General features: G+C 30.8%; 29 protein-coding genes. All 29 read left to right on the top strand.

Features of this window, described 5'->3' with window-relative positions; genetic code table 11:
- The first annotated feature begins 100 nt into the window (after positions 1 to 100).
- The 29 genes from BUA82_RS17660 to BUA82_RS17805 all read left to right on the top strand — a co-directional run bounded on the left by BUA82_RS17660 (position 101) and on the right by BUA82_RS17805 (position 22,525).
- On the top strand, positions 101 to 1,075 hold the full coding sequence (locus BUA82_RS17660; protein WP_073011500.1) for a D-2-hydroxyacid dehydrogenase: 975 nt from the start codon (positions 101 to 103) through the stop codon (positions 1,073 to 1,075).
- Between the two features lie 281 nt (positions 1,076 to 1,356).
- Complete coding sequence (locus BUA82_RS17665) at positions 1,357 to 1,971, top strand: sugar O-acetyltransferase (RefSeq protein WP_073011503.1); 615 nt, start codon at positions 1,357 to 1,359, stop codon at positions 1,969 to 1,971.
- A gap of 78 nt (positions 1,972 to 2,049) precedes the next feature.
- On the top strand, positions 2,050 to 2,484 hold the full coding sequence (locus BUA82_RS17670; protein WP_073011507.1) for a GNAT family N-acetyltransferase: 435 nt from the start codon (positions 2,050 to 2,052) through the stop codon (positions 2,482 to 2,484).
- Between the two features lie 245 nt (positions 2,485 to 2,729).
- Complete coding sequence (locus tag BUA82_RS17675; protein ID WP_073011510.1) at positions 2,730 to 3,485, top strand: class I SAM-dependent methyltransferase; 756 nt, start codon at positions 2,730 to 2,732, stop codon at positions 3,483 to 3,485.
- A 54-nt stretch (positions 3,486 to 3,539) separates the two neighbouring features.
- Complete coding sequence (locus tag BUA82_RS17680; protein WP_178140776.1) at positions 3,540 to 3,725, top strand: hypothetical protein; 186 nt, start codon at positions 3,540 to 3,542, stop codon at positions 3,723 to 3,725.
- Between the two features lie 138 nt (positions 3,726 to 3,863).
- Positions 3,864 to 4,817: an SDR family NAD(P)-dependent oxidoreductase gene (locus BUA82_RS17685; RefSeq protein ID WP_073011512.1), complete on the top strand. Its 954-nt coding sequence runs from the start codon at positions 3,864 to 3,866 to the stop codon at positions 4,815 to 4,817.
- An 89-nt stretch (positions 4,818 to 4,906) separates the two neighbouring features.
- A complete protein-coding gene (locus BUA82_RS17690) occupies positions 4,907 to 5,566 on the top strand; it encodes a class I SAM-dependent methyltransferase (RefSeq protein WP_073011514.1) in 660 nt (219 codons plus the stop codon).
- Positions 5,567 to 5,734: 168 nt separating this feature from the next.
- On the top strand, positions 5,735 to 6,700 hold the full coding sequence (locus BUA82_RS17695) for an amidohydrolase family protein (protein WP_073011516.1): 966 nt from the start codon (positions 5,735 to 5,737) through the stop codon (positions 6,698 to 6,700).
- A gap of 17 nt (positions 6,701 to 6,717) precedes the next feature.
- The gene (locus BUA82_RS17700; protein ID WP_073011519.1) at positions 6,718 to 7,422 is read left to right on the top strand and encodes a 5'-methylthioadenosine/adenosylhomocysteine nucleosidase; all 705 of its coding nucleotides are present in this window, start codon (positions 6,718 to 6,720) and stop codon (positions 7,420 to 7,422) included.
- Positions 7,423 to 7,543: 121 nt separating this feature from the next.
- Positions 7,544 to 8,011, top strand: coding sequence for a pyridoxamine 5'-phosphate oxidase family protein (locus tag BUA82_RS17705; protein ID WP_073011521.1), 468 nt, complete (start codon positions 7,544 to 7,546; stop codon positions 8,009 to 8,011).
- Between the two features lie 54 nt (positions 8,012 to 8,065).
- Positions 8,066 to 8,590, top strand: a complete 525-nt coding sequence (locus BUA82_RS17710; RefSeq protein WP_073011523.1) for a GNAT family N-acetyltransferase — start codon at positions 8,066 to 8,068, stop codon at positions 8,588 to 8,590.
- Between the two features lie 228 nt (positions 8,591 to 8,818).
- Positions 8,819 to 9,538 carry a hypothetical protein gene (locus BUA82_RS17715; protein WP_073011525.1) on the top strand — a complete coding sequence of 240 codons (720 nt, stop codon included), beginning with the start codon at positions 8,819 to 8,821 and terminating at the stop codon, positions 9,536 to 9,538.
- A 691-nt stretch (positions 9,539 to 10,229) separates the two neighbouring features.
- Complete coding sequence (locus BUA82_RS17720; RefSeq protein ID WP_242949000.1) at positions 10,230 to 10,781, top strand: GrpB family protein; 552 nt, start codon at positions 10,230 to 10,232, stop codon at positions 10,779 to 10,781.
- Positions 10,782 to 10,853: 72 nt separating this feature from the next.
- Positions 10,854 to 11,660 carry a sugar nucleotide-binding protein gene (locus BUA82_RS17725; RefSeq protein WP_073011527.1) on the top strand — a complete coding sequence of 269 codons (807 nt, stop codon included), beginning with the start codon at positions 10,854 to 10,856 and terminating at the stop codon, positions 11,658 to 11,660.
- 106 nt (positions 11,661 to 11,766) lie between these two features.
- Positions 11,767 to 12,231: a pyridoxamine 5'-phosphate oxidase family protein gene (locus BUA82_RS17730; protein ID WP_073011532.1), complete on the top strand. Its 465-nt coding sequence runs from the start codon at positions 11,767 to 11,769 to the stop codon at positions 12,229 to 12,231.
- 174 nt (positions 12,232 to 12,405) lie between these two features.
- A complete protein-coding gene (locus tag BUA82_RS17735) occupies positions 12,406 to 13,263 on the top strand; it encodes a PhzF family phenazine biosynthesis protein (protein WP_073011535.1) in 858 nt (285 codons plus the stop codon).
- Between the two features lie 88 nt (positions 13,264 to 13,351).
- The gene (locus BUA82_RS17740; protein ID WP_073011539.1) at positions 13,352 to 13,834 is read left to right on the top strand and encodes a hypothetical protein; all 483 of its coding nucleotides are present in this window, start codon (positions 13,352 to 13,354) and stop codon (positions 13,832 to 13,834) included.
- An 80-nt stretch (positions 13,835 to 13,914) separates the two neighbouring features.
- Positions 13,915 to 14,355, top strand: a complete 441-nt coding sequence (locus tag BUA82_RS17745) for a hypothetical protein (RefSeq protein ID WP_073011542.1) — start codon at positions 13,915 to 13,917, stop codon at positions 14,353 to 14,355.
- 51 nt (positions 14,356 to 14,406) lie between these two features.
- The gene (locus BUA82_RS17750) at positions 14,407 to 15,099 is read left to right on the top strand and encodes a DUF1905 domain-containing protein (protein ID WP_073011546.1); all 693 of its coding nucleotides are present in this window, start codon (positions 14,407 to 14,409) and stop codon (positions 15,097 to 15,099) included.
- A 22-nt stretch (positions 15,100 to 15,121) separates the two neighbouring features.
- A complete protein-coding gene (locus BUA82_RS17755) occupies positions 15,122 to 15,496 on the top strand; it encodes a VOC family protein (protein WP_073011549.1) in 375 nt (124 codons plus the stop codon).
- Positions 15,497 to 15,660: 164 nt separating this feature from the next.
- The gene (locus BUA82_RS17760; RefSeq protein ID WP_073011552.1) at positions 15,661 to 16,440 is read left to right on the top strand and encodes a CPBP family intramembrane glutamic endopeptidase; all 780 of its coding nucleotides are present in this window, start codon (positions 15,661 to 15,663) and stop codon (positions 16,438 to 16,440) included.
- A 75-nt stretch (positions 16,441 to 16,515) separates the two neighbouring features.
- Complete coding sequence (locus tag BUA82_RS17765; protein WP_143148660.1) at positions 16,516 to 16,806, top strand: hypothetical protein; 291 nt, start codon at positions 16,516 to 16,518, stop codon at positions 16,804 to 16,806.
- Between the two features lie 70 nt (positions 16,807 to 16,876).
- Positions 16,877 to 18,058: a GNAT family N-acetyltransferase gene (locus tag BUA82_RS21035; RefSeq protein ID WP_242949001.1), complete on the top strand. Its 1,182-nt coding sequence runs from the start codon at positions 16,877 to 16,879 to the stop codon at positions 18,056 to 18,058.
- Positions 18,059 to 18,146: 88 nt separating this feature from the next.
- A complete protein-coding gene (locus BUA82_RS17780) occupies positions 18,147 to 18,611 on the top strand; it encodes a GreA/GreB family elongation factor (protein ID WP_073011559.1) in 465 nt (154 codons plus the stop codon).
- A gap of 157 nt (positions 18,612 to 18,768) precedes the next feature.
- Positions 18,769 to 19,134: a hypothetical protein gene (locus tag BUA82_RS17785; RefSeq protein WP_073011564.1), complete on the top strand. Its 366-nt coding sequence runs from the start codon at positions 18,769 to 18,771 to the stop codon at positions 19,132 to 19,134.
- 406 nt (positions 19,135 to 19,540) lie between these two features.
- On the top strand, positions 19,541 to 20,089 hold the full coding sequence (locus tag BUA82_RS17790; RefSeq protein ID WP_073011567.1) for a phosphotransferase-like protein: 549 nt from the start codon (positions 19,541 to 19,543) through the stop codon (positions 20,087 to 20,089).
- Positions 20,090 to 20,291: 202 nt separating this feature from the next.
- A complete protein-coding gene (locus BUA82_RS17795) occupies positions 20,292 to 20,699 on the top strand; it encodes a GNAT family N-acetyltransferase (RefSeq protein WP_073011897.1) in 408 nt (135 codons plus the stop codon).
- A 236-nt stretch (positions 20,700 to 20,935) separates the two neighbouring features.
- Positions 20,936 to 21,073, top strand: coding sequence for a hypothetical protein (locus BUA82_RS20845; protein WP_178140777.1), 138 nt, complete (start codon positions 20,936 to 20,938; stop codon positions 21,071 to 21,073).
- A gap of 921 nt (positions 21,074 to 21,994) precedes the next feature.
- Entirely contained in the window at positions 21,995 to 22,525 is a 531-nt protein-coding gene (locus BUA82_RS17805) for a GNAT family N-acetyltransferase (RefSeq protein WP_073011573.1), read from the top strand.
- The last annotated feature ends 70 nt before the right edge of the window (positions 22,526 to 22,595 follow it).

A 22,595-nucleotide genomic window follows, 5' to 3' on the forward strand; every position in this document is an offset into this window, starting at 1 on the left:
AAGCGCTTATAGAACTTGTTTTATTAGTTTTATAAGTGCTTATTAATTAAAATTAAGATAAAATATGAATATAAGTATAACCTTGATGGAGGAATTATAAATGAAAATAGTAGTATTAGATGGATATACATTAAATCCTGGTGATATAACCTGGGAAGGCTTTGAAAGACTTGGACATGTAACAGTATATCCTCGTACAGATTATACTCTAAATGGAGGGAATTCAATATTAGAAAGAGCAATGAATGTAGATGTACTCCTCACAAACAAAACTCCATTGTCAAGAGAAATTATAGAGCAGCTTCCTAACTTAAAATACATAGGCGTGCTGGCCACAGGCTACAATGTGGTAGATGTAGCAGCAGCTAAGGAAAAGAATATAGTAGTGACTAATGTTCCTACCTATGGAACTGATTCTGTTGGACAAACAGCCATTGCACTCCTTCTTGAGATGTGCCATCATATAGGTGCTCATAGCCATTCTGTACTGAAAGGTCAGTGGGAAAACCATGAAGACTGGTGCTATTGGAACTACCCACTTATTGAGCTTTCAGGAAAGACTATGGGAATTATTGGTTATGGCAGAATTGGCCAATCCACAGGAAGAATAGCTCAAGCATTAGGTATGAAGGTTCTGGCTTTTGACTCATATCAAAATAAAGAATTGGAAAGCGAAACCATGGAGTATGTAGAACTAGATACTCTCTTATCTAATTCAGATGTTATAGCTCTTCACTGTCCTTTGTTTGAAAGTACAGAAGGAATAATAAACAAGAACACCATAGCTAAGATGAAGGATGGTGTGATGATTGTAAATAACTCTAGAGGTCAATTAGTAGTTGAGCAGGATCTAGCTGATGCATTAAACGGTGGAAAGGTTTCTGGTGCAGCGCTGGATGTGGTTTCAAGTGAGCCGATAAAAGGTAATAATCCATTGCTAAAGGCTAAGAACTGTATAATAACACCACATATATCCTGGGCAGCAAAGGAATCAAGGCAGAGACTTATGGATATCTCTGCTGATAACTTAGAGAAATTCCTCGCGGGTACACCTGTAAATGTTGTGAATAAATAACTATTAAGATATAACTGAAGTTAAACCAAAAGCCACTGATATTGTACTATATCAGTGGCTTTTACATTTACTATGTATTGAAAATATATGTAATATAACCATAATTAGTATATAATAAAGGTAAGTGTTATAGTGTGTTTTCATTTTAAAAGGAAATTTGATATGAAAAGCTATTTGAAGGAAAATAAATGAAATATGGTAAAATAATTGGATTAGGTAATATAGCAACTATAGTATGATGAAGCGAAATCAAATAATATGATTGAAAGGTGGAGACAACCATGAATCAGAAAGATAGAATGCTGGCTGGGCTGCCATATAAAGCGTGGTTAGATGGATTAGCAGAAGAACGAATGGAGAATAAAAAGAAGATTTATGAGTATAATCACTGTTTACCAGATGAAGGTGAAAAAATTGATAAATTAATAAGAGATATACTTGGAAAAGCAGGTGAAAGCATACATGTTGAAGCACCCTTTCATTGTGATTATGGGAAGAATATTGAAGTTGGAGATTGTTTTTTTGCAAATTACAACTGTACCATTTTAGATGTGGGAAAAGTAATAATAGGTAATAATGTACAATTTGCTCCCAATGTTTCCCTATATACAGCAGGACATCCGATACATCCTGATTCTCGAAATTCTGGATATGAATATGGTATTGGTATAACAATAGGAAATAATGTTTGGCTTGGTGGAAATGTTGTTGTAAATCCTGGAGTTCACGTTGGAAATAACGTTGTTATAGGTTCGGGAAGTGTGGTTACCAAAGATATTCCGGATAATGTGATAGCAGTAGGAAATCCATGTAAGGTTATTCGTGAAATTACAGAAGGAGACCGTAAGTATTATTATAAAAATTACGAGTTTGATGTTGATGATTACAAGCGTTAGTTCCTTATGCTTATAGCAGTTATGACTCGGAATATTTTACTATGAAGAAGTTATCTGATTAGAAGGAAGGTATTAGTATTGATATTATTTAAAAAAATTACAAGAGAAAACTTTTGGGATTGTATTGAACTTTCTGTTACAGAAGAACAAGTTAATTTTGTCACATCTAATGCAGTTTCAATTGCACAATCTAAGGTTCAGCCAGAGTGTATACCCCTTGCAGTATATGACGATGACTTAATGGTAGGATTCATAATGTACTGCATTGATGAAGATGATGGCGAATATTGGATTTACCGTATAATGATTGATAAACAATTTCAATCAAAGGGATATGGCAAAAAAGCTCTAGGCAAACTTTTAGAAATTATTAAGCAAGATAAAACTCACAATAAGATATTTCTTGGCGTACATAAAGAAAGTGCATATGCTGTGAAATTGTATAAGAGTTTCGGTTTTGACTTTAACGGACAAGTATTTGATAGTGAAAATATAATGAGATTAGATTACTGATAACCCAAGAATTTATCTGGTGTAGCGACTAGTAGAGGGTTAACTTTACTGAATTAAATGAATTCTAATATTTATTTTATCCGATAGCTAACCGCCCCTAACACCCACACTTCTTTAAGTGCAGGGATAAGGGGCGCTAAGCTCCTGGATAAGTTCTTCTAAGCTTCAGCTGGAGTAAGTATTCCTTTTAAGCAAACTCCATCTGAAGCTAAGAATCACTTGATGATAAGGGAGGTTATATTTATATGGATAAAAAGTATACAGAAGTAAATTCCAATATTATTGATCAGTGGGTTGAGAAAGGTTGGGAATGGGGACAACCTGTTAGCCATGAAGCTTTTATAAAAGCAAAAAATAATGATTGGTTTGTATTATTAACACCTACCAAACCTGTACCAAAGAAATGGTTTTGTGAAATGAAAAATGCTGAAATACTGGGGTTGGCTTCTGGCGGTGGTCAACAAATGCCTATATTTACTGCATTAGGCGCAAAGTGTACGGTATTTGATTATTCGGAAAAACAATTGCTAAGGGAAAAAGAGGTAGCAAAAAGAGAAAACTATGAGATTAAAACAGTTAAAGGGGACATGACAAATCCTTTGCCCTTTGAAGATGAATCCTTCGATTTAATTTTCCATCCAGTTTCTAATTGCTATATTGAAGAGGTTCTTCCTGTTTGGAAGGAATGTTATAGGGTGCTGAAAAAAGGAGGAATTTTATTAGCAGGGTTAGATAATGGCATTAATTATATTTTCAATGATGAAGAAACAATGATAGTCCGCAAACTGCCATTTAATCCCTTGAAGGATAAAGAATTATATGAGGACTCAATAAAAAATGACTGGGGTATTCAATTTTCACATACTATTGAAGAGCAAATTAGTGGTCAATTACAAGCAGGATTTGTACTTACAGATATATATCAAGATACAAACGGTATAGGAAGGCTTCATGAATTTAACGTCCCATCTTTTTATGCCACAAGAGCAATTAAAAAGTGAGATTATGAGATTAACATAAGGTAAATATATTCTTCAAATTATAGGAGGTATAAGATGGCTGAAGTTCTTGTACATGAGATGCAATATTACGGTGGAAAAGTACCTTCTGATATAGAGTTAGTCAATTATAGCGATGAATATTACCATGATTATCGGCACATTTGCTGTGATTGCTTCCGTAGTTTGAGTATTGCAACAAATTTAAACCCAGTTCATTTTATACAAGAGAAGAAATCATGAAAAAGAAATCTAAATAGAAATATAAGAGAAAATCAGTAAACTATTGGAAATAGGAAAGGAGTTAACGCCAAGGGTGATGGTTATCACTGCCTCATAACAGTCTGAACCATTGAGTTAGGGAAAAGAGGAAAGGAAATTATGAATGATAAAATAGTAATAGTCACCGGTGCAAATTCAGGTATAGGTAGGGAAGCAGCAATCCGGTTTGCAGAAGAAGGATACACGGTTATTATGGCTTGCCGCAATCTTGAGAAAAGTAAAAAGGTACAACAGGAAATAATTGAACTGACAAAAAATAATGGTGTAGATTTACTTAAACTTGATGTATCTTCCTTTATGTCAATAGAAGATTTTTGTTCTGAGTTCAAAGAAAAGTATAAAAAGCTGGATATATTAATTCATAACGCTGGATATTTCAATCATGGTGAAAAAAATTATCAGCTTAGCCCTGATAATATAGAACTATCATTTGCTACCAACGCATTTTGCCCATTTCTAATGACCAAATTGTTGACTGATATGCTTAAAAAATCGGAGGATGCAAGAGTTCTTAATGCTTGCACTACTAATATCAGGCACTTCTTTGACCCAAAGCGGAAAATAGACTTTGATAATTTGCAGGGAGAATTTATGGATAGCAGGCCTTATAATATTTACAAAATGTATGGTGACTCTAAAATGGCATTATTGATGTTAACATTCAAAATGGGGGATATATTTAAAAAAGATGGTATCCAAGTAAATGCAGTTCAAATACCTGCGATAAAAATGTCAAAAGAAACCATGGAAAAATTCAAATCAGTGTGGAGAATTGCCGCAATGGTTCAAAATATTCATAGCTCTTCGCCAGAGACCATGGCAGATACCTACTTTCATATATGTACTTCCGAAGAATTTAAAGATATTACAGGTAAACTTATCAACGATAAAAGGGAAATTATGCAATCATCGCATTATACCAGGGGATTAATGCAAGAAGTAAAGCAGCTTTTTGATAAGGGTGTCTACCCTAAATATGCTGATAATATAGAAAATATTGAAAGAGTGTGGGATTTAGCTGTTAAATTGACTAAATCTATGATGAAAATATAAGACTAACAGTCACGACGGGTTTTTCTTTTTATTACTATTTGCTTGTACTATTCGTGTACAAAAATATATTAAAATTTTGAGGTGAAAATATGATAGATAGATATGAAAAGTGCAAGGTTAAGTGGAATAAAGTATTTGGGAAAAAAGAAATAACTATTCCTACTAAAATTGACACTGGTAATGAAGTAATTAATAAAGCACTAGACTGGACATGTTTTGAAACACATACTATTTTGGATTTTGGTTGTGGCAATGGTAGCATGCTTTTTTATTGTGCCCTACGTGGTACTAAAAAACATATGGGGATTGATTTATCATCTAGTGATATTGTACAAGCAAAAATCAGGCAACAAAAAATGAATTTTGGATTGTATGATTTTATAGAAGGAGGTATAGAGGTATTATCTGATATTGAGAGCAGTTCTGTTGATGCAATTATTTTATCTAATATAATTGATAACTTATATCCAGAAGATGCTAATAAACTTATGAGTGAAATTAAAAGGATACTAAAAAATGAAGGGAAAGTATTCATAAAGGTTAATCCATACATTAATGATAAACAAATAAAAGAATGGAACATAAAAATCATTAATAAAAATTTGCTTGATGATGGATTGTATTTGTGGAATCAAAACACAGAAGAATGGAAGTGCTTTTTACAAGGTTTTCTAGTCCTTGAAAATTACCAAGAGGTTTATTATCCGGAGCATGATCAATATAATAGACTATTTTTAATGGTTAAGTGATCTTATATGAAACGTATTTGTATCTATATTAATACCAGTAACAAGATATAAAATATTCACATAAACAAATCTTTAAATGGAAAAAAGAAACCTAAAATATATAAGAAATATTATTTTTTATTACCTAATAACTGCAAAATTTTATGAATCAATATCGGGAGGAGAACTATGAAAGACAAGTTTATTAAAGCTTTAGAAAGTAATAACCTATACGTAGTGAGGAAGATTCCCAAAAGTGATTTGCATAATCATATAACAAGAGGCGGTAATAAAAGATATATTGAAAAATGGGTAGATGTTTCTATAGCAAAATGTCCAAAGCTTAAAGATTTAGGGGAAATGAATAAATGGATTGCAGAAAATATAAAGCCTCTGTGTCAAGGAAGGTTAGGGTATGAAAAACGTATAGAAGCAGCTTTTGTTCAGGCTAGAATGGATGGTATTAAAGTGCTTCATATGAGTGTAAGTATAGGTGAAGAGCAATTTTATGATAATTCTGTTGAGAATCTTGTGCAAGCAGTAAAAAGAATACATAAAAACTTTGCTCCAGAAATTAGCTTTATACCAGAGATTGCATTTTTATCAAATGTATCTCCTGATGAAATTAGTGAGAAATTAGATGAATTTTTAGATCAGGATTATTTTAAGTCCATTGACATGTTTGGAGATGAATTTGTTGCACATAAATTTAAAAAGGTTTATAGAAAAGCTAAAGAAAAAGGATTGATTTTGAAAGCTCATGTTGGTGAATTCGGAACAGCCGATCTTGTTAAGCAGGCTGTTGAAGAGTTGGAACTTAATCAAGTACAGCATGGAATAGCGGCAGCAAACTCTAAAAGTATTATGAAATGGTTATGTGATAATAAGATACAACTCAATGTATGTCCAACAAGTAATGTTTTACTCAGCAGGGTTGATGACTATAAAACACATCCAATTAGAAAGCTATATGATAATGGTGTTAAAGTAACTATAAATACTGATGATATGATTATTTTTGACCAAAGCGTTTCTGAGGAATTTCTTAATCTATATAATTCAGGTTTATTTAATGCTATAGAATTAAATGAAATAAGAGAGAATGGGCTGGCGCTGAATAATAGTGACTATGATTATGCTTTAGCCCTCTATTAAGATGGGAGATGAATTTTATGAGAATAGGGGTAATAGGGCCTACAGAGAAAGAAATAATGCCTTTTATAAGTAAAATATCAAATAGTAAAATAAGTGAATATGCCATGTTAAAGTTCTACTCAGGAGTTTATGAGGGAATTGAGGTAGTATCAGTACTTTGCGGAGTGTGCAAAGTAAATGCTGCTATTGCTACGCAAATTCTAATTGATAAATTTGAAGTTACTCATATTGTATTAACAGGTGTTGCAGGAGCGCTAAATAGGAATCTTGGTATTGGAGACATAGTTATTTCCAGTGAGGTTTGCTATCATGATGTGGCGCGTGGAATCTTAACAGAATACCATCCCTGGATGGAAGACATATATATTAAAGCTGATACTAGGCTAATGAAGTTATGTAAAGATGTTGCAAAGTCTATATTAAACCCAATCCAATGGCATATTGGAAGGATTATTACTGGTGAAGCATTTATTACCCATAATGAAAGAGAAAATTTAATAGAAAAATTTGATCCGCTATGCGTTGATATGGAAAGTGCTAGTGTCGCTCATACCTGTTATGTGAATAATATTCCTTTTATAATTATTCGTTCAATGTCAGATAATGCAGATGAAAATGGATCAGAAGCATTTGAAAGCAACATGGAAAGGGCAGCACTAAATTCCATAAAATTAGTTGAAGGACTTCTTAAAAAGCTAGGTAGATCTTTAAATGAAGAATAAAGATGAATAATACACTTTAGAAATTTACATCCCTGAATTCTTATATTTTGTAGAATATTAAAACTCATTAAATCACTGAAATTACTTATGAAGCTTAGAATCACTTGATGGAGGGAATAAAATGATAAATTATTTCAATGAAGCTATTTTGGTTATGAATGAACTATATGGAAAGGATATACCTATGTCTCTTGCAACAGTGAATGATGATAAAGCCAACATAAGGGTTGTGGATGTCTACTACAAGGAAAATGCATTTTATGCTACAACATATGCATTAAGCAATAAAATGAAAGAAATTTTAAAGAACCCAAATGTTGCATTGAATCACAATTTGTTTGTAGCTCATGGTATTGGTAAGAATATAGGCAATCCGCTAGATAAACAAAACAGTGAGTTAAGAGAGGAATTAAAGAAGGCGTTTGTTACATTTTATGATAAACATGTGAATGAGCAAGATGAAAACACTTGTATTTTAAAGGTTTCTTTGATTGATGCTCTTGTTTTTGCCAATGATTATAAATATTTCATTAACTTTGAAGAGCAAACAGCAACACGAGAAAAATGTGTAGTTGATATTGTGTTTTGATAAAAAATAATTAGAATATACAGTAACTATATTTATTTAATTGGAGGAAAAGGAATGAACAGATTAAAATTGGTTTTACCTACGCCAGAGTATGAAGAAAAGCTTATGGATTATAAAAGAGAATTTATTGAAAATGGAGACAGTATGGACGGTTCTGCGGGTTTGAATAATGCTGAAACTTTTGAAGAATGGTATTCTGTATTTCTTGATAATTTGAAAGAAGAAACCGTAAGAAAGGGGTTAGTTCCTGCCACTACATATATGGCTATTTCTACTGATAACGGCCGATTAATTGGAATGATTGATATTAGACATATATTAAATGAGTATCTGTTAAATTACGGTGGTCATATTGGGTATAGTATTAGAAAATCAGAAAGGAAACAAGGATATGCCACTGAAATGTTAGCATTAGCCTTGAAAGAATGTGCAAAACTAAATATTAAAAAAGTGTTGATTACTTGTGACAAAGAAAATATTGCATCGGTAAAGACAATGATAAACAATGGAGCGAAGATAGAAAATGAAATACCAGAAGGAAATAGAATTACTCAAAGATATTGGATAACTTTAGATTAAAAAGAATAAACAAAATATAATATTTAATATTTTTGATATAAATACTATTAATATTTGTTTTGGATATGCCATTCTCCTGTGGCAAATAATTGAATATTAATGAATAAAATTACATTTTTATTGACACATGGTAAATTGCCCTTTATACTATAATATGTATTTTGTAACATATTATAGTATAAAATCCATGCAGAAATATATTTTGCGTGTAAAGGGGGATTTCAAATTTTGAAGAAATTAATATCAAGTATTTTAATAGTTTCCCTTGCTATGTCTTTTTCAGCTTGTGGAAAAAGTCCTAAAAAAGAAGTGGATAAAGGTACAGTAAGCACTACTTCTAAGACAGAAGATAAGGATTCAAAATCAGATAAGAAAATTGATTTAGGAAAGAGTGAAGGAAACATCTATAAGAATGAGTACTTCAATATGACCATCAACATACCAGATAAGTGGATAGTGGCAGCTGATGATGAAAAAAATGCTCTTATACAAAGCGGTAAGCAAGTGGTTGCTGATAATGATAAAGATAAAGAAAAACAACTGGATTATAGTCTTGAAAAAACAGTATATCTTTTAGCTATATCTCAAAAAGGATTAAGTGTTAATGATACATCAAATCCAATTTTTATGGCATTGGCAGAAAAGTTAGATTTAATGCAGGGTGTTGTTATTTCTGATGGTAAAGGATATTTGGAGCAAGTAAAAAAGGGTTTGCTAGCTGTAAATCAGATTCCTTATAAGTTTGATAAGGAAATTTATACTCAGAAAGTTGCAAATAAGGATTTTTATGTTTTAGAAGCAACAGTTAATAATGGAGATGTAAAAGCAGTTCAAAAGTATTATGCAGCAAAAATGGGTAACTATGTATTAGCATTTATTGGTACAAGTTATAATGAGGACCAAGCAAAGAATATTGAAACTATAATTAAGTCAACTTCTTTTAAGTAGAAAAATATTATTTTATATAAAGTTTATCCGCATCGATGCCATAGAAAATATATTTATGTGGATTTTTTTATAAATAAAGTTGAAGTTACTGCTCTATGTGAAAAATTACAATAGAAATATTAGTATAAGTAATAGAATATACCATATTACAAATACAAAATATAATAAGTTTAGCAGTGATAATTTACAAAATATATTATAATTGAAAGAGCTCAAATAAATTTATAATCATAGAGATGAATAAGGAAAGCAAAAATGACTGTACTAAATGAATGTTTAGTGCAGTTATTTTTTATAGTACTATATTTGAAAATATATGTAATATGACCAAAATAAGTATATAATAAAAGTATGTAATTTTAAATACTACTATTAAATTCTATTAATCAACGAATATATAAAATTATGGGAAGAAGCACAAAAGTATTTTAGAGAAAATTCTATTACGTTTATTGAAGTTTTTCATGTAAAAGATAACTTGGCATGCCAGGAATTTTTTAATTAAATAAATTTTGAATATTGGTATTCAGTATATGGACTATCTTTTGAAGGAGAAAAGTTTTGTGAGTCGAGTATCATTGTTTCAAAGTATGAGGACAAGTATTATGAGGATAAAATCAGACTTGAAAGCAAAGCATTTTCTATTATTGAAAAGTATTTTACGAGAAAAATGTACAGATGAGGTGATGGTGTGTCAGGCAATTCAAAGGATATAGAAATATCTCCATATAGGGAAATTGAAGTAGTCCCATATAAAACAGAGTGGAAGAAGGATTATGCTAATGAGGAGAAAAAGATAAAAAATGTATTTAAAGATGAACTTATAAATATTCATCATATAGGAAGTACAGCTATTCCAGGAATATGTGCCAAACCTGTTATAGATATCATGGTAATCGTAAAAGACATATGCAAAGTAGATATGTTGAATAATGAAATGTTAACTATAGGCTATTTTTCAAAGGGCAAATATGGAATAAAAGGCAGAAGGTTCTTTGTAAAAGGACAAAATAACAGAACACATAATGTTCATGTTTACCAAACAGGACACTATGAGATTTTAAGACAATTGAATTTTAGAGATTATCTCATTGCACATCCTAATGAAGCAAAGAACTACCAAAATTTAAAGAAAGAACTATCTGAAAAATTTAAGTTTAATATTGATAAATACAACAAAGGTAAAGATTCATATATAAAAGATATTATTAACAAGGCGGATCAGTGGGCAAAAATTAAATAGATTAATTCGCACTTTTTTATGAATGGTCTTAATGAAAGAAAACTGTGATTTTAAAAAGGAAAGGAGTTCAAAATGGAAAGAGTTTTAATACTTGGAGCAAGTGGATTAGTAGGAAAAGCTTTATTAAAGGAATTAAATAAGAAATATGATGTTTATGGTACCTATAGCAGCAATAAAATAGATTCGGTAAATTCCGTTTACTACGATATAAGCAAAGTAAATGAGATAATTGATATTCTTAATAAAGTTAAGCCTACAAAAATAGTGTACTGTTTAAGGGGAGATTTTCATACTCAAATAGAGCTTCTTAATGAGCTTGTAAAATATTTATTACCCATTAGTGGAAAACTTTATTTTTGTTCTACTGGAAATGTTTTTGATGGGGATCCAACTAAACCTCATTTAAAAAATCACGAACCAATTGCTGAAAGTGATTATGGTAAGTTTAAGATAGAGTGTGAAAAAATATTAAGAAAAGGTTTAAATGACAATGGTATAATTTTAAGACTTCCAATGATATGGGGGAAAGACTCACCAAGGTTAAATAGTATTCTAACCGCATTAAAAGTTAATGAAAAAGTTGATGTTTACACAAATCTATATCTGAATAATAATACAGATGAAATGTTAGCAAAACAAATAGGTTATATAATTGGAAATGATTTGAGAGGAATATTTCATCTTGGTAGCAGCGAAGTTATAAATCATTATGAATTTATAAAAAAAGTTATTACTAATTTAGAATATAAGGATGTAAAATTTAATGAAGAAACGCTTCCAGGAGAAAAGTATTATTTAGCTGTTTTACCCACTGTTGGGGATCTGCCTAAAGAATTTAATTTTTTAAATGAGTATGTTATTAATCAAATAACAAGTTAGGTATTTCATATAAATGAATCTTTAAATACAAAAAAGAAATCTAAAGAAAATAAGTCATAGCAGTATTATATTATGGCTTAATTATATAAGAAAGAAAGGGATAACTATGTTTAAGGAAATGAGAAGAAAAGATAGGGAACTTGAGGTTACAGAAGCAATAGAGATATTGAAAAATTGTGATTACGGTATTTTATCAACAGTAGGTGAAAATGGGTATCCATATGGCGTACCAGTAAGTTATGTTTATATAAATAATTCAATATATTTTCATTGTGCTGTAGATGGACATAAATTAGATAATTTAATGCACAATAATAAAGTATCTTTTTGTGTAGTTGGACAAACTTGTATCTTACCTGACAAATTTAGTACAAATTATCAAAGTGTAATCATATTTGGAATAGCAAATGAAGTTTTTGATAATGAAAAAAATACAATTCTTTTGGAAATATTAAACAAATATTCCCCAGATTATATAGAAAAGGGTGAAGCGTATATTTCAAACTCAAGCACAAAAACAAAAGTAATAAAAATAAGTATTGAGCATATTTCTGGTAAAGCAAGAAGATAATTTATGTCAGTTTGCTACGCATAAAGTATCACGCTTTTCGTAAATAACGCTCAACTGCAAAAGATATAGATAATTTGTGAGAAACTATATTTCCCATATGAAGAAAATTTATAATAAAATAATATCAAAAATAGAAGTTAGCATTTTATAGTGTAAAATTCAGGAGGAATTTCAATGTTATATTATGTAATCGATGCCTTTACTGAAACAAAATTTGGTGGAAATCCGGCTGGGGTAGTTATACATGAAAATTTAAATGAGAATTTTATGCAAAAGTTTGCTGCTGAGGTTAGATTTTCAGAAACAGCCTTTATTAAAAAAATTGATTATTTAAATTTCGAAATAAGATTTTTTACTCCAACTTCGGAGGTTGATCTTTGTGGACATGCTACCATTGCTTCTTTTAAGGCTTTATTGGATAGTGGAATTATTAATGACAACAACAGATATTTTATGAAAACACTTGCTGGAACATTGCCTGTTTATGTTAACGATTCATTTATAATGATGGAGCAAGCAGAACCAAGGCTTGGAAAGACCTTTAAGGACTATCAAACTTTGTCTAAAATATTTAAAGTTAATAATAATGATATTGGTGATATGAAATATAATTTAGTGCCACAAGCTGCAAGCACCGGATTTTGGGATATAATGCTTCCAATAAAATCACAAGATGCATTATATGCTCTTAACCCAGATTTTAAAGAACTTGCTAAGTATTCAAGTATAAATGATGTAGGAGGAGTTCATGCATTTACTCTTGATACTAAAGAGGGAGTAGCATTATGCAGAAATTTCTGCCCTCTATTTGGAATTGATGAGGAAGCTGCTACTGGAACTTCAAATGGCGCTTTAACATATTATCTATTCAAAAACGGTATTATAAACAATTTTGACTGTGATTACATCTTTCTTCAGGGGCATAGCATGGGAAGACCTTCTAATATAATTACAAAACTCATTAATAAAAACAACCCAAGAATTATGGTTGGAGGGAAAGCAGTGATCTTAACAAAGGGTGAATTAATTTAAGATTCCTCATGAAAAGTAGAGAAAATATACCGACCTGCTTAGTATGAATTAATTTTGAATAATAGTTAATTTAGAATTGAGGTGTTTTATGGAAAAGAAGAATAAAATTTTATGGATTACTGGAATTGTTATAGTTGCAGCTATTGTAGTATTAATTACTATTAATCCCTTCAAAAGAGATGTATGGGATATAAATGCTGATAAGTTAAAAAACTCATTTAATGCTATAAGTGGCAATGCGGTTATTGATGATTTGTCACAATGGACACCATTTGAATGGGATACACTCTATAGTTTTACACCATATACAACAAAGGATAAAATATACGAAGTCATTGGATATAAGTGGGATAACATAAGCGAAACTGTAAACGAAAGTATGAACCAAATTGTATTTGTTAAGGATGGCAAGGTAGTTTGTTATTTATATGGCTATCCTGAAAATATTAAATTAGGATTTAACTTTGGGAAATATGAAGGTAGTCATATAAAACTTACATCAGAACAAAAATTATCCTTTGAAACTACAATTTCTTATAATGGTGTAAGGTATTTCTATTATATTAAATAAGTATGTCAAACAGTAGTTAGTTGGGGTTGTATTATATTGGGAATGACTAATATGTTGTTGAATATGAAAGGAGAATGAAAATGGAAAATGTTCGTATTTACGAAATTCCTTCTTGTAAAATGGTATCCTCACAATGTGGCATGTTTGGTGATGGCAAACTTGAACAATTTAATGAATGGTTCAGCTCATTACCAAGAACGATGTTTCCAAAAGATTTTATGTTTTATGACAATGAACAAGGAGGATTTATATGGTATTACATGTACAGTGAAGGGATGAATATACCCGATGATTTTAGTATCATTGATTTCCCAGGCGGTCTATATGCTGTCGCTTCTGAGATAGATGGACAGGATTCTTCAGAAGTTATAAGTGTAATAAAAAATTTCATTAAAGAAAAAGGCTGTTTTGAGGAAGATGCCTGTCGCACATATTTAGGCAATATTCCAACCCCTCCATCTGCTTGTGAAGCCATGGGATATGAGCAAATGGATTATTATGTACCAATAAAAGTTAAATAGTATATATCAAATGAGCGTAATTCTTTTAAGTACTTCATAAGGAGAAAAATTATGTGTGAATATAGATTTGATTTCATAGTAAATGATGAGCAGCTTTTAAAAGGGAGAACATTAATTGATTTGCCATTCAATGTATGGGAAGTATTTGGTGTTAAAGGGAGTGTTTCAGTTAAAGCAGTAATAAATCAAGTTGAATTTAAGTTTAATCTTTTACCTAGGGGAAATGGAAATTATTCGTTTTTTCTAACTGCTGCAATGAAAAAAACATTAAGTATTCAAAAGGGTACCTTGTTGAATATTTCAATAAGTATCGTAAATGATAAAGTGAAAAATGCAGTAGATATAAATAGCAACGACAAATCTAATAAGCTATATCACAAAATTGATAGCATATCTTATGTTTCACAACCTACCCCATTAATGTGTGGGCAAGCATGTATAGCAATGTTGGCAGGTACAAGCATTGAAGAAGTAGCAAAGGTGATGGGCACAAGGAGTTCTACTTCTATAGGGCAGCTAATAGATGCTTTAGATTATTATAAAATTAGACACTCAGAAAAAAACCTTAGATTATCAAAAAAGAATCCATGTTACTCAGATATAAGCATTCTTACTGTACATATGCCAAAATATACTCACTGGGTACTATACTATAAAGGTAAATTTTACGATCCGGAATTGGGAATTTTAGATGAATGCCATCCTGAAGGGAAAATTACATCTTTCCTTGAAATAATTCATTAAAATATTGTTGTGGAGGTATATTATGAAAAGAGCAATGATGCAAGTTTATGTAAAAGGTAGCGGAGAGGCTGTAGAGCTTTATTTAAAGGCTTTTAATGCCACCTTGGGTTTTAACGTAAAAAGTTCTGATGACACATTTTATCATGCAGAACTTAATATTTGTGGTAATATCTTAGCAATAGCTGAGGCCAATGATGATATGGATAAAATTATTACAGGCAACACAATGCAGTTTTGCTTTCATTATGGCGAAGGAAATGAGGATATGGTTACACAAGCTTATGAGGTACTTAAAGAGGGTAGTGAAATCTTATTTCCCTTAGGTCCTTGTGATTTTAGTCCATTGTTTACAGATTTTATTGATAAGTTTGGCGTTAGATGGTGTCTGTTCGTATAATTGATTTCACAGATTATGAGCATAGAACAAGAGAACCTAATCCCAATTTACCGCTTAGATTATGAGCATAATGTGTAAGATATTAATGTCTTTTTTTAAAATTAGACTAAGAATCACTTGATTAATATAAAAATGAAATATTAATTACATTTTGAGGGGGATGTATGGACAAACGAATAATCAGAAATTATTTATTTGGAACTTTTTTAATAACTTATATAATGTGGGGAAGTATTTTTGCTGCAAATCAAATAGGATATCTTAAATATGGTACACCTATTTCAATGATATTATTTGTAATTGGAGGCAATGCACCACCAATTATAGCCTATGTGGTATTGAAAAAAGAGCATTTAATAAGTGGATTCAAAGAATTTTTAAGAGAGGCATTTGCCATTAAGCAGAAGCCAAGGTTTTATGCTGTGTTGATAGCTTTCTTAGTGCTGTATTTTGGAGTCCCTGCTCTTATGCAAGGAATCTCAACAGGGGCAGAACTTTATATTGGTTTTCTATGTATTCCCTTGATGATTATATTTGGTGGCTTAGAGGAACTTGGATGGCGATATATTTTGCAGCCTGCATTAGAAATACAATTTTCCTTTGGAATTGCAACTTCACTTACGGCATGTATTTGGTCAGTATGGCATCTGCCCTTATTTTTCATTACAGGAACAGTACAAAAGAACTTGAGTTTTGGCTTATTTACTATTATGGTATTGGGGATGTCATTTGCTCTGGCAACAATATTTTATATAAGCAAAAGTATTTGGCTGTGCATTCTATTTCATAGCATGACAAATGCACTTGCTTCATCGTGGATTATTGAAGAAAGTATAAAAATAAAGGGCTTAACTTCCTTGTCTATGATTATCTTATCATTCTTAATAATTATTTATTACAAAAAGAAAATGGATATACACATGATGAATAAATTAGAGGTGTGATAATATATTGCTTTATACTGATTCTATTTCAGCAATTATAGACTTTGATAGATTTCAATATATATATATCCAGAATTGGATATATCAAGGGCAATACTTTCCTTTGCGTTAGATAATAACTGTTTAAGGATGGATGCAGTAAAGGAATTCATAGATGGTTACAATCAGTTTGGAAATATTACTGCTGATGATATAATTCGTTCATTAAAGCTATTGTATTGTTTAGAGAGCTTTTGGTGGCTTAATAACGATAGTTTTAATAATGAAGGTCCACCAAGAAGGTTTGCTGACGAAATGGTGTGGTTATCAATTAACTGGCTAAATCTAGAGAAAATATTGGGAGAACTAAAAAACGATAACGGATGATTTTATATAAAGTGAGCAGAACTAGAGGGCGTTAAGACAATAACTGATATAAAAAAGAGAGGATAAAGATATGGAATATAAAATTATACATTTACCAAAAGAGAAATGGAAGGGAACTATAATTCCAATAAAGTATACAACAGATAAATATTATGATGTTATAGTAAATAAAACAGATAAAGGATTTGCTATTGACATAGAAAAGAAAGACTTTACAGAGCCAGTAACTCATTCACCGGAAGAATATGATTTTCCAGATAAGTTATATAAAGATCACTGGGAGAATGCTTATGCTTGGGGAGTTTTAGTTAATGATGAATTAGTTGCTGCAATTGAAACTGATGAAGAATTATGGTCTAATCGTCTAAGGATTACAGAACTTTGGGTAGATGAAAAATATCAAAAGCAAGGAATAGGACATGCGCTAATTGAAATGGCAAAGGAGCAAGCAAGAAGAGAACGTCGTCGAGCTATTATACTAGAAACACAATCTTGTAATGTTAATGCAGTAGATTTTTATCAGCATGAAGGCTTTAACTTGATTGGTATGGATACTTGCTGCTACAAGAACAATGATTTACAAAGAAAAGAAGTAAGGTTAGAATTTGGATGGTTTCTAGAAGAAAAGAAAAGGTTAAATCGTGATGAAATAGAAATTAGAATGGAAACCAGGGATGATTGGTACAATGTAGAGTTAATGGCACAGCATGCCTTTTGGAATAAACATCATCTTGGATGTGACGAACATTACCTTGTGCACAAATTACGTCAAGATAAAGACTATCTTCCAGAACTAAGCAGAATAGCAGTAAAGGATGGAGAGGTAATAGGATGTATAATGTATTCAAAGGCACGAGTTGTTGATGGTGCAGATACACATGAAATTATAACCTTTGGCCCTCTTTGTGTAGAGCCTAAATGGCAGGGCTGTGGAGTTGGCGAGCTGCTATTAAGGGAAACAATGAACTTAGCTGCAAATAAAGGGTATAAAGGTATTGTAATTTTTGGAGAACCAGATTATTATCCTAGAATAGGGTTTAAAACCTGTGACAACTTTAATATTACAACTGCTGATGGTAAAAACTTTGATGCATTTATGGGAATTGAATTGGCAGAAGATAGTATGAAAGGCATAAAAGGAAAATTTTACAAATCAGAAGTTTTTGAAAATCTTCCAAAGGAAGAAGTGGAAGAATATAATAAAAAGTTCCCACACCTACAAAAATTAAGATTTCCAGGACAATGGGATTAATCATCATTTGCAGCAGCTATGGAGAATTTTCCATAAGCAACGGAGGTTTTATAGATGGACTCTGCTATAATCAAGGAGGAAGTTATTAATGAATAATATACTAACAGAAGAAAATATGAAAAAATTAAAAGAAGAATTGGAATATAGGATGACCACAAAAAGAGCTGAAATTGCAAAGGAAAAAGCAGTAGCTGCTGCCCATGGTGATAGATCAGAAAATGCAGAATACAAAGAAGCTTGTGCAAACTATAGGGAGAATGACAATAGAATTCAATATTTATTAACTATGATTACAACAGCAACTGTAATAGATGATAAAAATGTGGATAAATCAGTATTGGGGATTAATAGTAAAGCTAGGATTAGGTTTGTTGAGGATGACGAGGAATATATAGCAACATTAGTAACTACTTTAGATTCAGATCCTGCTAGTATGAAAATCAGTATTGAATCAGATTTAGGAAAAGCATTATCAGGTAAAAAAACTGGTGATATAGTTGAAGTTAATTCTCCAGGTGAAAAATATACAATAGAAATATTAGAAATATTATAAGAAGTAAGAGCTAAGAGGTAAAAAATAAGAGGTAAGAAAATAGGTAAAAGGTAAGAGTTTTTGAAAAAAATCCAGCAGGGCTGAATTTTCACTACAACTATTACTTCTTAGTTCTTACCTCTTACTTATATAAAAATTCCAATTGAGGTGAAATTTTATGGATAAATATACAAAAGAAGAATTGATAGAAGCACTACAAGTTGTATCCTCAACTATCAGTAAGTGTGAAAAAATACAGCCCAAATTTGCGGAGGGAACCTCTCAGCACACGCTCCTTAAGAACAGGATAAAAGCGATGTATATTTCAAAATCATTAATAACAGATGAAAATGTTATGGACAAATATACAAAACAGGAACTGATAGAAGCACTACGTCCAGTATCCTCAGTTATCAGCAAATGTGAAAAAGCACAGCTAAAATTTTCGGAGGGTACCTCTCATCACAAGCGCTTTAAGAACATAATAAAAGCCATGTATATCTCAAAATCATTAATAACAGATGAAATTATTAAAAGAGGTTAATTGATACTAAGAAGTATATCTGTGGAGAAGCAAAATTAGTATATAAAATTAAAGTAGTTTTTATTATTGAAAAAGAAAGAACAATTAGTGATAGATCTAAGGAATTAGTTCTAGAAATAAATAAAGGAGCTAATTTTAGAGCTGTTCTACTATGGAAGATGTAGAAAAGTGGCTATTATATATTGTAAACTAAAAAATAGCAGCTGTATTAGATGTTAAAATTATCTAAGGTAGCTGCTATTTTGCAGGTAAAAATACCGTATAATTAAGTAATAGTACTCTTACAAAATATGTTACAATGGAAATGTAAGTATTTTTTAGTACAAGATAAACAGTTATATGAAGATTATAAACATTAATTAGAAGTTTATGTGTATTGTATAGCAAAGAAAGGCTGGTAATTAATATGAGACAAAAGGTTATATTGCTTAATGGTCCTTCAAGTAGTGGAAAATCAACGCTATCAACTGCGTTGCAAAAAGCTCTCGAACATGAAACAGGTGAAAAATATGGCATCATCTCCATTGATGATTTTCTTGATATGAAAATAAATGAAGGAATATACGAAGATGATGTGTTTGAAATATCACCAAAACTTTGTAAAGCTGCTGTAGATATGGCCTCATCTCAAAAAAATATCATTATTGACCATGTGATTACTAGTAAACGTATTTTTAAGCAAATAATTAAAGCTTTAGAATTTTGCAATATATATTTAATTAGTGTCACTTGCCCCTTACAGGAACTAGTTAGACGGGAACAACAAAGAAAAAATAGATGTTTAGGTTCTGCGGCAGCTTCATTTCAATACTTATTTCCACAAGAAACTTATGATTTAACCATTGATACTTTCCAAAATTCTATAGAAGAGTGTACGTTACAGATTATTAAGGCTTTGCAAAATGAACCTAATGCGGTTTATATAGTTAAGAATAAAATCAAAGCAGAAGATTAACTATCGTAGAGAATATAATCTTGCTTACAAACTCTACTTTTAGATTGGATAATAAAATAGAAATTTGTTATTTAGGTAATAACTAATAGGTAAAAAGTAAGAGTTTATGAAAAAATTCAGCAAAGATGAATTTTCACCACAATTATTACTTCTTACCTCTTACTTAACCATAAATTTCAATTTGTGAGGAGGTGCTAGTGTGATGATTAAGTATAATGAAGTTAATTCATCAATGATTGAATCAATAAAAGAAATTTATAGAAAAGAATCTTGGAATGCTTATTTGAAAGATGATGAAAAATTAATCCGAGCGTTTGATAATTCGTTATATATTTTGGGTGCATTTGATGATCGTAAATTAATTGGTTTTATTAGATGTGTTGGAGACGGAGAACATATTTTAGTAGTACAAGATTTAATTGTTGACCCAGAGTATCAACAACGTGGCATAGGAACATATCTTTTTAATACTATACTGCAAAAATACTCTAAAGTAAGAATGTTTATGGTTGTAACTGACATAGAAGATATAGTGGATAATAAATTTTATCAGTCATTTAATTTTAAAAAATTAGAGGATATGAATATGATAGGATACATAAAAGCTTAATAAGAAGAAAGTTAAGTTTATTTACATACAATAAAAAAAGAAACTTTTTCAGAAGAGGAGTTTACTTAGATATAAATTTAGAGCAACTATTATCAAAGGTTATTATGGTAACTTGAAAAATATTGATAAGGGAAAGAGTTTTATGGACAACTTACAAAAGTATAGAAATATTAGACAAAGGCTTGAAATTGCGTCAAGCATTATTGCACTTATAATAGGTCTGGGAATAAGTTCTTTTGGGGGTTTACAAGAAGAAAATCATATCATTAGATACTGCGCTAAGCCTTGCTATTGTAGTAGGCATTTCTATTGTATTATGCAATGTCTCTATAAAAATTGCAGATAAATGGTACGATAAAAATAAGAATAACTAGAATGAAATTAACCTCTTTGGGTAATCAAGTCAATATTTGTTTTAATGGGATTTGCTGATGATAAATCTAATTAAGCAGAGGAAAACACTATATTTATCCGATAGCTAACCGCTCCTAATACCTCGATTTCTTTAAGTGGTCGTATAATGAGCGCTAAGCTCATGGATAAGTTCTTCTAAGCTTCAGGTGGATTAAGTATTCCTTTTAAGTAAACTCCACCTGAAGCTAAGAATCACTTGATTTTATATAAATCCTCAAGCAGGCTCAATATATAGAGGCTAGGATTTAAGAAAATAGGTTTGTGGAGTATGTATATGGAAAGGAAAAAATAAAAAAGTATTAAGGACTGTGCTAAATAAAATGAATGTTTAGTATAGTCCTTCTTTATAGTATCGTTATTGAAAATATATGTAATATAACCAAAATTAGTATATAATAAAGACAAGTACTTTAGAATAATATTTTTATCATCATCGTCAAATAAAAACATAGCTTTTATGAGAGGTTTGTAAAATGAGAAAAATGTCTTTGTGGATTGTATGCTTAATTCAGTTCATCGTATACTTCGTACTGTGCACCTTGTTCCTCACTAGCTTTCCCAGTACGCCTAAGTGGGTACCAGACACCACTGAGATGCAAATGTTCTGGGAACTGTGTAGGTTAAACGCACTTATATGGGTAGCTTTGAGTGCAGTATGTTCTGGTGTTGGGACAGCGCTTTATGCGCTGCTACGGCGGGCTATTGGTTATAGATATTAGTATCGATAAATTTTCGATTTAGGGTTGAGTAATATAAATTAGTAATTTGTACGGCAAATTATAAAAGAGGGTTATCATATTAAAAATGTAATTATAGTTACTTTAAATAAAAACATGAGGGAGATAATCTTTTAACGTTCTTTGTATAATAAGGAGGATTTTATGTTAATTAGATATAAAAATTTAACTATTAGAAATGCAACAAAAGATGATGCTGCTATTCTAAGCAATTGGTGGAATGATGGTAAAATTATGGCTCATGCTGGCTTTCCTAAAGGGCTTGGAACTACTCCAAATGAAGTTGAGTTACAATTATTACAAGATTCTGATGATGTGCGTCGTAGTTTGATGATAGAATCTGATAATATTCCAATAGGTGAAATGAGTTATAGAAACAAAGGAAATGGAACAGCTGAAATAGGAATAAAAATCTGTGATTTTTCAAAGCAGGAAATAGGGTATGGGAAAAGATTATTATCTATGTTGATTAACTTTTTATTTGAAGAGATTGGATATTCCAAAATTATTCTTGATACAAATCTTAACAATCGAAGGGCACAGCATGTTTATGAAGAACTTGGATTTAAAAAGGTAAAAATAAATATTGATTCTTGGAGGAATCAACTTGGAGAATTACAATCATCAATTGATTATGAAATGAATAACAATGATTTCATAAATTTTGCTAAATGAGCATAATACAAAGTTAACAAATTTCCGATTTATTATTGAGATTATTAGCATAATCTTTACTACACAATAT

This window comes from Clostridium amylolyticum (assembly GCF_900142075.1).
GTDB classification, from domain to species: Bacteria; Bacillota; Clostridia; order Clostridiales; family Clostridiaceae; genus Clostridium_AA; species Clostridium_AA amylolyticum.

What these genes read in the sequence shown, in the direction of transcription:
- BUA82_RS17705 (WP_073011521.1), top strand. Translation starts at nt 7,544, where the DNA reads ATGATAAATTATTTCAATGAAGCTATTTTGGTTATGAATGAACTATAT.
- BUA82_RS17785 (WP_073011564.1), top strand. Translation starts at nt 18,769, where the DNA reads ATGGATAAATATACAAAAGAAGAATTGATAGAAGCACTACAAGTTGTA.
- BUA82_RS17685 (WP_073011512.1), top strand. Translation starts at nt 3,864, where the DNA reads ATGAATGATAAAATAGTAATAGTCACCGGTGCAAATTCAGGTATAGGT.
- BUA82_RS17740 (WP_073011539.1), top strand. Translation starts at nt 13,352, where the DNA reads ATGGAAAAGAAGAATAAAATTTTATGGATTACTGGAATTGTTATAGTT.
- BUA82_RS17700 (WP_073011519.1), top strand. Translation starts at nt 6,718, where the DNA reads ATGAGAATAGGGGTAATAGGGCCTACAGAGAAAGAAATAATGCCTTTT.
- BUA82_RS17680 (WP_178140776.1), top strand. Translation starts at nt 3,540, where the DNA reads ATGGCTGAAGTTCTTGTACATGAGATGCAATATTACGGTGGAAAAGTA.
- BUA82_RS17725 (WP_073011527.1), top strand. Translation starts at nt 10,854, where the DNA reads ATGGAAAGAGTTTTAATACTTGGAGCAAGTGGATTAGTAGGAAAAGCT.
- BUA82_RS17665 (WP_073011503.1), top strand. Translation starts at nt 1,357, where the DNA reads ATGAATCAGAAAGATAGAATGCTGGCTGGGCTGCCATATAAAGCGTGG.
- BUA82_RS17695 (WP_073011516.1), top strand. Translation starts at nt 5,735, where the DNA reads ATGAAAGACAAGTTTATTAAAGCTTTAGAAAGTAATAACCTATACGTA.
- BUA82_RS17710 (WP_073011523.1), top strand. Translation starts at nt 8,066, where the DNA reads ATGAACAGATTAAAATTGGTTTTACCTACGCCAGAGTATGAAGAAAAG.
- BUA82_RS17760 (WP_073011552.1), top strand. Translation starts at nt 15,661, where the DNA reads ATGGACAAACGAATAATCAGAAATTATTTATTTGGAACTTTTTTAATA.
- BUA82_RS17750 (WP_073011546.1), top strand. Translation starts at nt 14,407, where the DNA reads ATGTGTGAATATAGATTTGATTTCATAGTAAATGATGAGCAGCTTTTA.
- BUA82_RS17805 (WP_073011573.1), top strand. Translation starts at nt 21,995, where the DNA reads ATGTTAATTAGATATAAAAATTTAACTATTAGAAATGCAACAAAAGAT.
- BUA82_RS17660 (WP_073011500.1), top strand. Translation starts at nt 101, where the DNA reads ATGAAAATAGTAGTATTAGATGGATATACATTAAATCCTGGTGATATA.
- BUA82_RS17730 (WP_073011532.1), top strand. Translation starts at nt 11,767, where the DNA reads ATGTTTAAGGAAATGAGAAGAAAAGATAGGGAACTTGAGGTTACAGAA.
- BUA82_RS17745 (WP_073011542.1), top strand. Translation starts at nt 13,915, where the DNA reads ATGGAAAATGTTCGTATTTACGAAATTCCTTCTTGTAAAATGGTATCC.
- BUA82_RS17795 (WP_073011897.1), top strand. Translation starts at nt 20,292, where the DNA reads ATGATTAAGTATAATGAAGTTAATTCATCAATGATTGAATCAATAAAA.
- BUA82_RS17780 (WP_073011559.1), top strand. Translation starts at nt 18,147, where the DNA reads ATGAATAATATACTAACAGAAGAAAATATGAAAAAATTAAAAGAAGAA.
- BUA82_RS17735 (WP_073011535.1), top strand. Translation starts at nt 12,406, where the DNA reads ATGTTATATTATGTAATCGATGCCTTTACTGAAACAAAATTTGGTGGA.
- BUA82_RS21035 (WP_242949001.1), top strand. Translation starts at nt 16,877, where the DNA reads ATGGAATATAAAATTATACATTTACCAAAAGAGAAATGGAAGGGAACT.
- BUA82_RS17675 (WP_073011510.1), top strand. Translation starts at nt 2,730, where the DNA reads ATGGATAAAAAGTATACAGAAGTAAATTCCAATATTATTGATCAGTGG.
- BUA82_RS17790 (WP_073011567.1), top strand. Translation starts at nt 19,541, where the DNA reads ATGAGACAAAAGGTTATATTGCTTAATGGTCCTTCAAGTAGTGGAAAA.
- BUA82_RS17755 (WP_073011549.1), top strand. Translation starts at nt 15,122, where the DNA reads ATGAAAAGAGCAATGATGCAAGTTTATGTAAAAGGTAGCGGAGAGGCT.
- BUA82_RS17690 (WP_073011514.1), top strand. Translation starts at nt 4,907, where the DNA reads ATGATAGATAGATATGAAAAGTGCAAGGTTAAGTGGAATAAAGTATTT.